Genomic DNA, 12,085 nt, shown 5'->3' with positions numbered 1-12,085 from the left:
GGCGGGCCTCATCGGCCCGCCTTCTTGAAGGTCCGCGCTTCGATGGCGCGCAGCGCGAGGTCGCGCCACCGGATCAGCGTCTTCGGGCTGGTGCTGGTCGGGTTGATCGCCACCGCCCGCAGCCCGGCCGCGTCGCCGGCCTGGGCAAGCGCGAGGAGCTTCTCGAGCTTCTTCCGGTAGGGCGCGTGGGTCGGCGCGGAGAAGTCCGGCGCGGGTGGAAGCTCGCCGCGCGAAGCCGCCTCCTCCGCCGCGCGCCAGAAGCCGCGGCCGGCGCGATGCTCGGCTCGTGCCTTGGCCTCTGCCCGCGCCGCCAGAATGCCGTCGGTTGCCGGATCGGCGGCCCGGGGCGCGTTCGCCACCGCCTCGGCTGCGGCCGTTTCCTCCGCCGCCTCGATGTCCCGCTCGACGATCGCGGCGCGCTGCATCGCCCGCTCCTCCTCGCTGTCGTGGGGCGGGATCGGCTCCTCCTCCGGCGGCTCGATGCCGATCGCGCGGAGCCCGGCATCGGTAATCCGGAGGACGTGGTCGCCGAAGCGGCGCTCGGGCGCCTCGAACGGCCGCCACGGCTCCGCCTCAACCAAGCCGGCCGCGAGCAGCTTCTTCGCGATCGCGATCCGCGGCGCCTGGGGCAGCTTCGCGTCCGCGCGGCAGAGGCCCAGGGCGTCGTCTGCCCCCCTCTGAAGGATCACAAGCTGGGTGTCGGAAAGCTTCATGGTCGGTCTCCTGCTGCGCGGCGGATAGCCGCGGTGCGGAGACAGAGCGCCGGAGGCGCCGTCGGAGGACTTGCTGAGACAGCGGAGCCCGCATGCTCTCTGAGCAGTCCGTGAGCGGTCCCGTCTCGCAAGCGGCTCTCGCCCGGATGCTCGGCGTGTCGGACACGGCTGTGCGCAAGGCGATCGCCAAAGGGCGCATCCGCAGGCGCGCGGACGGCCTCATCGACGCGGACGAGGCGCTGCGGGACTGGCGCCGGAACGCTGCGCAGCCGCGTCCCGCACCGCTCGCGGAGCCATCGGCGCCAGCCGCCGCGCCTGCGCCCGCGCCGCCGGAGCCGCATGAGAGCGACGCGCCGGCGCCGCGCACCGGCCCGACCATCGTCGATCTTCAGCGCGCGAGCCTCGCGCTCAAGACGCAGCGCCAGAAGATCGACCTCGAAGCGCGGCGCGGCGAGCTCGTCGAGCGGGCGAAGGTCGAGCGCGCGGTCTTCGATTTCGCCCGGCGCATGCGCGACGCCTGGGCGAACTGGCCGCCGCGCGTGGCCGCGCAGATCGCCGCGCGGCTCGGGGCTGATCCGCACGCGGTCGAAGCCGCGCTCGCCGCAGAAGTGCGCCGGCACCTTCAGGATCTGGCGCGCGATCCGATGCCGCGGCTCGATGCAGATCGCTGACGAGGACTGGCTCGCCGGCATCCTGCGCGACGCGCTCGCGCCGGACCCGGAGCTCGCCGTCTCGGAATGGGCGGACGCGCATCGCGTGCTCGGCCTGCGCGCCTCGTCGGAAGCCGGGCCGTGGCGCACCGCGCGCACGCCGTATCTGCGCGAGATCATGGACGCGCTCTCGCCGTCGCATCCGGCGCAGAAGGTCGTGCTCATGAAGGGCGCGCAGGTCGGCGGGACCGAGTGCGGCAACAACTGGATCGGCTACGTCATCCACCACGCGCCAGGCCCGTTCCTGGCCGTGCAGCCGACGACCGAGCTCGCCAAGCGGTTCTCGCGGCAGCGCATCGACCCGCTGATCGAAGAGACGGCGGCGCTGCGCGAGCGGGTCGCGCCCGCGCGCTCGCGCGACGCCGGCAACCGCCAGCTTGAGAAGGAGTTCCCCGGCGGGACGCTGGTGATGACCGGCGCGAACAGCGCGGTCGGCCTGCGCTCGATGCCGGCGCGCTATCTGTTCCTGGACGAGGTGGACGCCTATCCGCCGTCCGCCGACGACGAGGGCGATCCGGTCGCGCTCGCGGTCGCGCGCACCCGCACCTTCGCGTGGCGGCGGAAAATCCTGATCGTCTCGACGCCGACGGTTGCCGGACGCTCGCGCATCGAGCGCGAGTTCCTGCTCACCGACCGGCGCCGCCATCACGTGCCCTGCCCGCATTGCGGCCACCGGCAGGCGCTGCGGTTCGAGCGGCTGCGCTGGGAGCGCGGCGCGCCGGAGAGCGCGGCCTATCTCTGCGAGACCTGCGAACGCCCGATCGAGGAGCGGCACAAGGACGCGCTGCTCGCGGCCGGCACGTGGGTTCCGGAGGCCATCTCCGCTGATCCGCGCGCGGTCGGGTTCCATCTCTCCGCGCTCTATTCGCCCTACGGCTGGCTCTCCTGGGCCGAGATCGCGCGGCAATGGGAGGAGGCGCAGGGCAGCATCGAGGCCATCCGCGCGTTCAGGAACACGGTGCTCGGCGAGACATGGCAGGAGCGCGGCGACGCGCCCGACTGGCAGCGGCTGATCGAGCGGCGCGAGCCCTACCCGCTCGGCATCGTGCCGGAGGGCGCGGTCGTGCTGACGGCCGGCGTGGACGTGCAGGACGACCGCATCGAGTGCGATGTGTGGGCCTGGGCGCGCGGCTTCACATCGTGGCTTGTCGATCACGTCGTTCTCGCCGGCAACCCGCGCGATGCGGAGGTCTGGGATCGTCTCGCGGCCGTGCTGGAACGCGACTGGCCAGACGAGCACGACCGGCATCGGCGCATCGCGCTCGCCTGCGTCGATACCGGCGGGCGCGATACGACAGCCGTCTATCGGCATCTCGTGCGCCTGCGCCGGCCGGGGCTGATCGTGCCGACAAAGGGCGTGGACGGCTGGAACCGCACCGAGCCGGTGCGCGGGCCGACCAAGGTGTTCAACGGCCTCCTCCGGCTGTGGACCGTCGCGACCGCCACCTGGAAGGCCGAGCTGTACCGCCGGCTCTGGCTCGCGCGCGACGGTGACGGCTTCCCGGACGGCTGGGTGCACCTTCCCGCGGGCATCGACGCCGAATGGGTGCGGCAGCTCGTCGCGGAGGAATTGCGCACCGTGCGCGACAGGCGCGGCTTCGCGCGGCAGGAATGGGCGAAGCTCCGCGAGCGCAACGAGGCGCTCGACAGCGCGGTGCTCGCGCGCGCGGCGCTCTGGCTGCTCGGCGCGGACGCGCGCGGGCACCGCTTCTGGGATGTGCACGAGGCGCGCGCCGCCTCCACCGCCGACCGCCCTGCCGATGCGCCGACTCCGCCGACGCCGGCCGAGCGCGCGCAGCCGCAGGCTGCGCGGCCGATGCGGCGCGTCATCCTCTCGCCGTGGATGTCCTGACATGCCGACACTGTCCGACCTGATCGCGCAGCGCGAGAAGCTCCTCAGAATGCGCGCCGCCGGCACCGCCTCCGTGCGCGACGGCGACCGGAGCGTGGCGTTCCGCAGCGACGCGGAGCTCGCCGCGGCGATCGCGGCGCTCGACGGGGAGATCGCCGCGCTCGAAGGCCGGCCGCCCGTGCGCCAGATCCGCATCTGGGCGGACAAGGGCCTGTGAGCCTGATCCGCCGCTTCGGCGCCGCGCTGGGCCTGATCTCCGGCGCGCCCGCGTTGCCGCCGCCCGGGCTCGAAGCCGGCGCCGCGTCGCGCCGCCTGCGCGCGTTCCTCCCGGCGCGGCAGCACATCAACGTGCTGCTTCAGCAGGCGGGGCCGACCGTGCTGGCGCGCGCCCGCTGGCTCGTGCGCAACAACCCGTATGCCGCGAACGCGGTCGAGTGCTTCGCCGCGAACGCGGTGGGCGCCGGCATCGTGCCGGCCCTGCGCGGCGGCATCCGTCCGGAGACGCGCTCCGCCGCCATGGCGCTCTGGGAGCGGTGGACGGACGACGCGGACGCCGAGCAGGGGACCGATCTCTACGGCTTGCAGCGGCGTGTCGCGCGCGAGCTCTTCATCGCGGGCGAGTGCTTCATCCGCCTCCGCCCGCGCCGGCCCGAGGACGGGCTCGCGGTGCCGATGCAGCTTGAGCTCCTGCCGACCGAGATGCTGCCGGCGGACGAGAACCGCGCGCTCGGCGGCGGCGCCATGATCCGCGCCGGTATCGAGTTCGATCCGATCGGGCGCCGCCGCGCCTACTGGTTCTGGCGGCGCCACCCGAACGACCTGTCGCCGGTCGCGTCGCCCCAGGAGAAGGTCCGGGTGCCGGCGAACGAGGTGCTGCACATCGTCGATCCGGTCGAAGGGCAGCAGATCAGGGGGCTTTCGCGCTTCGCCCCGGCGATGGTGCGGCTGTTCCTGCTCGACCAGTACGACGACGCCGAGCTTGAGCGGAAGAAGACCGCGGCGATGTTCTCCGCCTTCGTCACGCGGCCGGCGATGGAGCCGGCGTTCATGGGCGAGGGACCGGCGGACGAGCAGGGCATCGCGCTCGCCGGGCTTCAGCCGGGCACGATGCAGATGCTCGCGCCGGGCGAGGATATCCGCTTCGCAAGCCCGGCGGACGTGGGGCAGAGCTTCGAGGCGTTCCAGTATCGCAGCTTGCTCGCGATCGCCGCGGCGCTCGGCCTGCCCTACTACGCCATGTCGGGCGACATGGTGCGCGCGAACTACTCGAACACGCGCGCCGCGATGGTCGAGATCCGGCGCCGCATCGAGGCGTTCCAGCACGGCGTGCTGGTCTTCCAGATGTGCCGGCCGGTCTGGCGCGCCTGGCTTGCGGCGGCGCGCATGAGCGGCGCACTCGACCTCGATCCGGCCGAATGGGCGATGCTCGATCCGCCGGAATGGCGTCCGCCGAAGTGGGAATGGGTCGATCCGCTCAAGGACATGCAGGCGGAAGCGCTCGCTGTCGCGCGCGGCTTCAAGGCGCGCTCCGACGTCATCGCGGCCCAGGGCTACGACGCGGAGGAGGTGGATCGGCGCATCGCGGCGGACCGCGCGCGCGAGCGCGAGCTCGGGCTGGCGTTCGAAGGCGGCACGCCGCTCGCGCCGGTCGATCCCGACGAGGAACGGTCCGCAAACGACAATCGCCGCGAGGAGGAAAGCCGATGACGCTCGTCGCCGACCCCTTGTCACCGGGAGGCAGTCTCAACGAGCCGCCCGGCCTGCGTCTCGCGATGCACCATCCGCGCCTCGCGCAGCGGCTGTTCGGCGCGCCGCTGCTCGTCCTGCCGGCGAAGCTGGACGCGATCATCGGCGCGGTCGGCGCACGTATCGCGCTGGGCGTGGGCACGCCGCGCGCCGATGGCGGGCTTGGCGCAGCCGTATCGCCAAGCCCCGGCTACGCGGTGCGCAACGGGATCGCCGTCGTGCCGATCCACGGCACGCTCGTCGCGCGCACCGGTGGCATGGACGCCGAGTCCGGGCTGATGTCCTACCCGGCCATCCGAGCGGCGCTCGACCGCGCCGCGGCCGATCCGACTGCGCGGAGCATCCTGCTCGATCTCGACACGCCCGGCGGCGAGGTCGCCGGGCTCGCCGCGCTCGCGGACCGCATCGAGGAGGTCAGCCGGTTCAAGCCGGTCGATGCGGTCGCGAACGACGGAGCCTATTCGGCCGGCTACTGGCTCGCGTCCTCCGCGCGCCGCATCTACGTCACGCGCACCGGCGGACTTGGTTCGGTCGGCGTGGTGATGGCGCATATCGACGCGACTGCGGCGGACGAGATGCGCGGCCTGCGCTGGACCTACATCTACGCGGGCGAGCGGAAGCTCGACTTCCAGCCGCATGTGCCGCTCTCGGAAGAGGCCCGCGGGGCAGGCCAACGCGAGGTCGATCGGCTCCATGGCCTGTTCGTCGATCATGTCGCGCGGCGCCGGCGGATGGAGCCGGAGGCCGTGCGCGCGACGCAGGCCGCGACCTTCCACGGCGAGGACGCCGTGCGGATCGGCTTCGCCACCGCGGTGGTGAGCAGTCTCGACGATGCGGTCGGCAGGATCGCGTCGAGCCCCGTGCGCGGGGGGATGCCGCGCGCCCTGTCCATCCGGAGCACGAACATGGACGACGACATGGTCGGGGCGCCCCCCGCGCCCCAGGAAACCGCCGCCGCGCCGCCCGCGCCGTCGGCGGAAGACATCGCCGCAAGCTACTCGGCGGCGGTGGCCGAGCTCTGCACGCTCGCCGGCATGCCGGAGCGCGTCGCCGAGATCGTCGGGCGGAAGCTGCCGCTCGCCGAGGTCGGCAAGGAGCTGCTGCGCATCAAGGCAGCGGAGGCGGACAAGCGCCACGTCAGCGCGCTGCGCGGGCCGGAGGCGGAGACGCCCCGCGATCTGTGGACGCGCGTGATCCGCGCGCCTGACCGCGAGCGCGGCGAAGTCAGCAACGCGACCCGGAGGGCCTTCTGATGACCACGACCTTCACCATGGGGCCGCGCGCCGGCGCGTTCATCGCGTCGCAGGCGAACGGCACCCGCTCGCGCGATCCGATCCTGGTCGCGCAGGGCACGGGCACGGTGCCGCCCGGCACCGTGCTCGGGCGCATCACGGCCAGCGGGCAGTATGCGCCGCTCGATCCCGGTGGCGCGGACGGCACCGAGGTCGCCGCGGGCGTGCTGTTCGATGCCGTGACGCGCAACGCCTCCGCCGCGGTGCGCGGCGTCGGCGTCGTCCGCGACGCCGAGCTCACCGGCTTCGAACTCGTCTGGCCGGCCGGCATCACCGAACCCGAGCGGGCGGCCGCGATCGCGCAGCTTGAGCTGCGCGGCCTCGTGGTCCGCTAAGGAGATCCGATCATGCCCACCATCGACATCTTCAACTCGGACGCGTTCGGCCTGGTCTCCATGACCGCTGCGGTCGATCGCGTGCCCTATGTGCCGAACTACCTTGGCACGCTCGGGCTCTTCGAGGCGGTCCCGTCGCGCACCATCAGCGTCGCGATCGACCGGCGCACGAACCAGCTCCGCCTGGTGCCTACGACCAAGCGCGGCGAGCCGGTCTCCCGGCGCGAGCCCGATCCGCGCGACATCCGGGATGTGCGGACGCACCGGATCGCCAAGGGCGACCGCATCGGCGCGCACGAGGTCCAGGGCATGCGCGCCTTCGGCACCGAGAGCGAACTCGAGACGGTCGCCGGCGAGGTCACTCGCCGCATGGGCCGCATCATGGCGGACATGGACCTGACCTGGGAGCATCACCGTCTCGGCGCGATCCAGGGCGTGGTGCTGGACGCCGACGGCACCACGGTCCTGGATGACTGGTATTCCACCTTCGGCATCTCGGCGCCGACGCCGGTCGCGTTCGATCTGGACGTGTCCACGACCGACGTGCGGGCGAAGTGTGCGCAGGTGGTCCGCGCGACCGCCCGCGCACTCGGCGCGCCCGCCGATGTGCCGGTCGGCGGGCTGTGCGGCGACGACTTCTGGGATGCCCTGGTCCGCCACCCCGACGTGCGCGAGACCTTCATCTACCAGGAGGGCCAGCAGCTCCGCGCCGGCACCGCGTGGATGACGCTGCGCTTCGGCGGCATCGAGTTCCACAACTACCGCGGGACCGACACCGCATCGCCGGTGCAGGTCGGCGCGGAGGACGTGCGCTTTTTCCCGCGCGTGCCCGGCGTCTTCCAGGCCGGGTTCGCGCCGATGGAGAGCATCGACTTCGCGAACACGCTCGGCCGTCCCGTCTATGCGATGACCGTCCCCGATCGCGACCGCAACTTCTGGGTCGATATCGAGGTCTACAGCTACCCGCTGTTCATCTGCCTCCGCCCGGAGGCGTTGCAGCGCGGGACGCTGACCTGACGGACGCCTTCGCCCTGGCGGCGGAGGCGCTCGTCTCCGATCCGCACATGGGCACCGATGCGGACTGGCGCGCGGGCGGCACGGCGCCGCCCGTCGCCGTCCGCGTTGTCCGGCAGGCGCCGGATCGCGTCGCGGGCGCGTTCGACACGGCGATCGTGCAGGCGACCGACATCCTGACGATCGCCGCGGCGCACCTGCCCGCAGTCGCGCCGGGCGATACGTTCACGATCGTCGCCGACGTGCTGACGGTGCAGCACGTCGAGCGGTCCGCGTCCGGCGCGTTCGTCACGGCGTTCTGCCGGCGCGGCTGAGCTCCGCCCGGCCTACTCGGCGGGCGCGCGGGACGCCCGAGCATACCAAGCCGGCCTGCCGCGATCATCGCGGTCAATCCTCGCCCGGGCGGCGACGCGTTGGGGCAAGGCCGGCGATCCCGCAACCATGGAGGCACGCGGATGAGCAGCATCGACCCGAAGTCGAGCCGCGGCTATCGCAATCGCAATCCGGGCAACATCGAGCATCACGAGCACAACCGCTGGCTCGGGCTCGCCGACCCGCCGACGGACGGCCGGTTCTGCCGGTTCACGGAGCATCGCTACGGCATCCGCGCGCTCGCCCTGCTGCTGATGGCCTACTACGATCGGCACGGCTGCGACACGGTCGCAAAGATCATCGAGCGTTGGGCGCCGACGCACGAGAACCCGACACGCAGCTATGCCGTAGCGGTCGCGCAGCGCCTCGGCGTGCGTCGGGACGACCGCATCGATGTGCACGCCCCGCACATCATGCACGGCCTGGTCGCCGGCATCATCCGGTTCGAGCTCGGCGGGCAGCCCTATTCGGAGCCCGAGCTCTGGGACGGGCTCGAACTGGCCGGCTTCCGCCGGCCGAAGCCGGCCGGGATCGCCGAGGCGGCGACGACGGACACCGGCAAGGGCACGATCGCGGCGACCGTGGCCGGTGCCGCGGCGGTAGCGTCGCAGGCCGAGCCGGTGATTGATGCGCTCGGCCGGCTGCCCTGGCAGGCCGCGATCGCGGTCGTGCTCGTCGCCGCGATCGCGGTCCTGGTCTGGCGCGCGAGACGGTCGTGATCGGCGCTCTGCTGGGGCGCGCGTGGTCGTCGCTCGCCGCAGCGGGCGCCGCGCTCGCGGCTGCGCTGGCGATCTACGCGCGCGGCCGGGCGCATGCGAAGCGCGACGCCGAGCTGCGCGCGCGGCGTGCGGAGGAGAAGCGGCAGGAGAAGGCGGATGAAGCGGCTCGCGACTATCGCCGCGACGGCGGCGCTGCTGACCGGCTGCGGGACGGGCACTTCTGACGTCCGCCCCTCCATGTGCGGGTGGCTTGCGGAGTATGCGCCGGCGATGCAAGCGCGCGCGGCGGAGGAGTTCGACGCGCTGCCATCCGGCTCCGCGCTGCGCGTCCTGGTCGATGACTACGGCGAGCTGCGGGCGCGCATTCGGGCAGCATGCGGCTCGTGACTGACGCAGATATCACGATGCTGAGCCGGCTGGTCGAGAGCAGCCCGGTCATCGTGCTGGTCTGCCTCGCCTTCATCGCCTTGCTGCTGCGGTGGCATCACCGCATGGAACAGCGATTGGAGCACAAGGACGAGCAGATCGTCCGGCTCCATCGCGAGAACATCCAGGCCATGCACGAGATCACGACCGCGGTGAACAAGCTGACCGAAGCCCTGCGGAACCCACGCTGATGCAGATCGCGGCTGTCGTCGGATCCCTCAAGCGCATCCTCGAGGAGGAGGTCCGCGCCGGCGAGCGGGCCGTGACGCGCGCCGTGCGGGAGGAGACCGATCGCACGCAGCATGAGCTGCGTGCGCAGACGGCCTCGGCGTTCGGGCCACGCGGACGCGGCCTCGCCGGCGCGTGGCGCGCGCGCGTCTTCCCGCGGACCGGCGAGAGCCTCGGCGCGGCTGGCATCGTCTGGACTAAGGCGCCGACCATCATCGACGCATTCGAACGCGGCGCGACGATCCGCGCGAAGGCTGGACGATATCTGGCGATCCCGACCGGCTTCAATGCACCGCAGGGGCGCCGCGGCCGCGGCATGCGCGTGACGCCCCAGCAGATGGTGGCGAGCGGGCAGGCGTTCCTGCGCCCGATGAAGCAGCGTCCCGGCGGGTTCGTCTGGTGTCTGCCTGTTCGTCGTGGCGAGCGTGTCGGCAGACGGCGGGCGCCACTGATCGCCGGCGGCATTGCCGCGGTGGCCACCGCGCGCATCGCGGGTGCCGCACAATGGCAAGCCGATCTCCTGCGGCAGGGGTTCGTGCCGATGTTTCTGCTGCTGCCGGAGGCCCGGCTCGTGAAACGGCTGAACTTGGCCGATGCGGCACAGCGAGCACAGTATCGGCTCAGGCAGCGCATCATCGCCCACTACCGGGCTGGGGCGACGCGGCGATGACCGGCCCGCGTCCGCCGCGCGTGAGCGGTATGCCGTCCCATGACCCCTACAGGGTGGCGATCGCACCGCATCTGTGGACGGTATTCTGCGCCGGCTTCGCGGTCGGTGTTGTCGCGGCCGCTGTGATCATTGCGATTGTGGCACTGGCGGCGAGGGCGGCATGAGCAAGCGCGAGGCCGCGCTCGTCGCGCTGCACGCTACGATCGCCGCGGCACTCGCCGCTCTCGACCCGCCGCCCGAGGTTCTGCGCGCGGAGACGATCCCGCAGCGCCTGCCCGATGCCGGGCTGGTCGTCGTGCACGACGGAGAGACCGGGGAGGAGACGGCCATCCTGTCGCCCCTGCGCTGGCAAGTGCGGCACGTCGCCGAGATCGCCGTGGCCGCACCCGGCGCGACGCCCACTGAGCGCGCTAGCGCGCTAGATGGCTTGCTGATCGCGATTGCGGACGCCGTGGCCGCCGATCGCACGCTCGGCGGTGCGGTCGAATGGGCGCAGCCGGACAGCCCGTCCTTCGACACGCTCGACTTCGACGGCGCCGCATCGGTGCGGATGGCCGCAGTTCCGGTCTCGCTCTGGTTCACCACCGACGAGACCCCCCTTTCCTGACATCGCTACCTGATCGGAGGTCACCATGGCCCGTGCCATCGGCGCGAACAGCAAGCTGCACATGGCGGTGGAAGCCACCTACGGCACTCCGCCAGGCGGCAACTGGCGGCTGATGCCGTTCATCTCCTGCGACCTCGGCGCCGAACAGCCCTTCGTCGACGCCGACGTGATCGGCCTCGCCCCCAACCGCGATGTCGCGCCGCCGTTCCGCGATATCGTCACCGTGCAGGGCCAGGCCGTGGTGCCGGTCGATCTGGAATTCTTCGGCGACTGGCTGCGGCTGCTGCTCGGCGCGCCGACGAGCACCGGCACAACGCCGGACTTCGAGCACGTCTTCGTCTCCGGTGCCTCGCCGCTGCCGTCGAACAGCATCGAGCTCGCCTATCCGGACGTGCCGAACTTCGACGTGATCGCCGGCGTGCGCGCGGATACCTGGGAGATCGACTTCTCGCCGTCCGGCGCGGCTACCGCCACGTTCGGCCTGATCGGCCAGGGCTCGACCCGCTCGGCCACGTCGTCGGCCGGCACGCCGACCACGCGCGACTACGTCGCCTTCAACCGCGCCCAGGGTTCGATCCGCCGCAACGGCTCGCCGCTCGCGCAGATCACCGGCGGGCGGCTGAACTTCTCGAACGGCGCCGAGATCGTCCGCACCATCCGCGACGACTTCAAGATCGAAGGCGTCGATCCTGGCTTGTCGCGCGGCACCGGGCAGGTCACGAGCCGGTTCGCCGACACGCTGCTGCTCGACGATGCGACCGGCAACGCGGCGGTCGAGCTTGAATTCGAGTATCGGGTCGGCGCGGCGCGGCGCCTCACCGTGACGCTGCACGAAACCTATCTCGCGCTGGCCAAGACGCCGATCCAGGGACCGGCCGGGATCGAGGCCGCCTTCGAGTTCCGCGCCGCCTTCAATGCCGCCGCCGGCCGAATGATGACCGTGACCCTGCGCAACGCGGTCGAGGACTACGACTGATGCTGACGCTCGACATCGCCCGTGAGCCGCACTGGCTTGACCTGCCGCAGGGCGTGCGGCTGCTGGCGAAGCCGCTCGACCGGATTACCCGCGCCGCGGCGGAGGGCGCCGCGCTTGCCGAGGCGAAGGCGCTGCTCGGCGAGGCCGCGCAGGAACGGTCGGTCTTCAACGGCCTCTACTTCATGCTGCTGGTGCGGCTGATCGCCCGCCGCGTCGTCACCGCCTGGGAGGGTGTGGGCGACCGCGACGGCGCGCCGCTCGCGTTCTCGCCGGCGGCGCTCGATGCGCTGATGGAGCGCGACGACATGGCCGTCGCGTTCTGGGATGCGGTGATCGGCCGGCCGGACCCGGCGGAAGCGGAGGGAAACGCCTGAAGGCCCGCGCCGCCTGGCATGGCGGCGGCGGGCCGGAGTACTGCCGCGGCT

General features: G+C 72.4%; 17 protein-coding genes. 16 read left to right on the top strand and 1 reads right to left on the bottom strand.

The features are described from left to right. Positions 1-8 precede the first annotated feature (8 nt). Positions 9-713, bottom strand: coding sequence for a hypothetical protein (locus tag ACTIFU_RS16125; protein ID WP_439579341.1), 705 nt, complete (start codon positions 711-713; stop codon positions 9-11). Positions 714-868: 155 nt separating this feature from the next. On the opposite strand from ACTIFU_RS16125, the gene ACTIFU_RS16120 reads away from it, so the two are divergent. The 16 genes from ACTIFU_RS16120 (at position 869) to ACTIFU_RS16045 (ending at position 12,034) form a co-directional block, all read left to right on the top strand. Further along, on the top strand, positions 869-1,384 hold the full coding sequence (locus ACTIFU_RS16120; RefSeq protein WP_439579340.1) for a hypothetical protein: 516 nt from the start codon (positions 869-871) through the stop codon (positions 1,382-1,384). Further along, positions 1,371-3,275, top strand: a complete 1,905-nt coding sequence (locus tag ACTIFU_RS16115) for a phage terminase large subunit family protein (RefSeq protein ID WP_439579339.1) — start codon at positions 1,371-1,373, stop codon at positions 3,273-3,275. Before ACTIFU_RS16120 ends, ACTIFU_RS16115 begins: the two co-directional genes overlap by 14 nt. Position 3,276: 1 nt before the next feature. Next, positions 3,277-3,492, top strand: coding sequence for a phage head-tail joining protein (locus ACTIFU_RS16110; RefSeq protein ID WP_439579338.1), 216 nt, complete (start codon positions 3,277-3,279; stop codon positions 3,490-3,492). Beyond that, complete coding sequence (locus tag ACTIFU_RS16105) at positions 3,489-4,982, top strand: phage portal protein (RefSeq protein WP_439579337.1); 1,494 nt, start codon at positions 3,489-3,491, stop codon at positions 4,980-4,982. Before ACTIFU_RS16110 ends, ACTIFU_RS16105 begins: the two co-directional genes overlap by 4 nt. Continuing rightward, positions 4,979-6,274 (top strand): S49 family peptidase, encoded by a 1,296-nt coding sequence (locus tag ACTIFU_RS16100; protein WP_439579336.1) that lies wholly within the window; start codon positions 4,979-4,981, stop codon positions 6,272-6,274. Before ACTIFU_RS16105 ends, ACTIFU_RS16100 begins: the two co-directional genes overlap by 4 nt. Then, positions 6,274-6,648: a head decoration protein gene (locus ACTIFU_RS16095; protein WP_439579335.1), complete on the top strand. Its 375-nt coding sequence runs from the start codon at positions 6,274-6,276 to the stop codon at positions 6,646-6,648. Before ACTIFU_RS16100 ends, ACTIFU_RS16095 begins: the two co-directional genes overlap by 1 nt. 12 nt (positions 6,649-6,660) lie before the next feature. Then, positions 6,661-7,665, top strand: coding sequence for a major capsid protein (locus ACTIFU_RS16090; protein ID WP_439579334.1), 1,005 nt, complete (start codon positions 6,661-6,663; stop codon positions 7,663-7,665). Beyond that, complete coding sequence (locus ACTIFU_RS16085) at positions 7,623-7,976, top strand: head-tail joining protein (protein ID WP_439579352.1); 354 nt, start codon at positions 7,623-7,625, stop codon at positions 7,974-7,976. The genes ACTIFU_RS16090 and ACTIFU_RS16085 overlap by 43 nt, the downstream gene beginning before the upstream one ends. Before the next feature lie 141 nt (positions 7,977-8,117). Beyond that, entirely contained in the window at positions 8,118-8,753 is a 636-nt protein-coding gene (locus ACTIFU_RS16080; protein ID WP_439579333.1) for a structural protein, read from the top strand. Beyond that, on the top strand, positions 8,750-8,977 hold the full coding sequence (locus ACTIFU_RS16075; RefSeq protein WP_439579332.1) for a hypothetical protein: 228 nt from the start codon (positions 8,750-8,752) through the stop codon (positions 8,975-8,977). The genes ACTIFU_RS16080 and ACTIFU_RS16075 overlap by 4 nt, the downstream gene beginning before the upstream one ends. Next, entirely contained in the window at positions 8,910-9,140 is a 231-nt protein-coding gene (locus tag ACTIFU_RS16070) for a hypothetical protein (RefSeq protein ID WP_439579331.1), read from the top strand. Before ACTIFU_RS16075 ends, ACTIFU_RS16070 begins: the two co-directional genes overlap by 68 nt. After that, entirely contained in the window at positions 9,137-9,370 is a 234-nt protein-coding gene (locus ACTIFU_RS16065; RefSeq protein WP_439579330.1) for a hypothetical protein, read from the top strand. The genes ACTIFU_RS16070 and ACTIFU_RS16065 overlap by 4 nt, the downstream gene beginning before the upstream one ends. Continuing rightward, positions 9,370-10,077, top strand: a complete 708-nt coding sequence (locus ACTIFU_RS16060; protein WP_439579329.1) for a DUF6441 family protein — start codon at positions 9,370-9,372, stop codon at positions 10,075-10,077. Before ACTIFU_RS16065 ends, ACTIFU_RS16060 begins: the two co-directional genes overlap by 1 nt. Before the next feature lie 160 nt (positions 10,078-10,237). Beyond that, a complete protein-coding gene (locus ACTIFU_RS16055) occupies positions 10,238-10,684 on the top strand; it encodes a hypothetical protein (RefSeq protein WP_439579328.1) in 447 nt (148 codons plus the stop codon). 25 nt (positions 10,685-10,709) lie between these two features. Beyond that, on the top strand, positions 10,710-11,660 hold the full coding sequence (locus ACTIFU_RS16050; protein ID WP_439579327.1) for a phage tail tube protein: 951 nt from the start codon (positions 10,710-10,712) through the stop codon (positions 11,658-11,660). After that, on the top strand, positions 11,660-12,034 hold the full coding sequence (locus tag ACTIFU_RS16045; protein WP_439579326.1) for a hypothetical protein: 375 nt from the start codon (positions 11,660-11,662) through the stop codon (positions 12,032-12,034). The genes ACTIFU_RS16050 and ACTIFU_RS16045 overlap by 1 nt, the downstream gene beginning before the upstream one ends. Positions 12,035-12,085 lie beyond the last annotated feature (51 nt).

It is taken from the genome of Elioraea sp. (genome assembly GCF_051860475.1).
In the GTDB taxonomy this organism is placed as follows: domain Bacteria; phylum Pseudomonadota; class Alphaproteobacteria; order Acetobacterales; family Acetobacteraceae; genus Elioraea.
The sequence above is the reverse complement of the archived record's forward strand: the minus strand, read 5'-3'. Positions and strand labels throughout refer to the sequence as shown.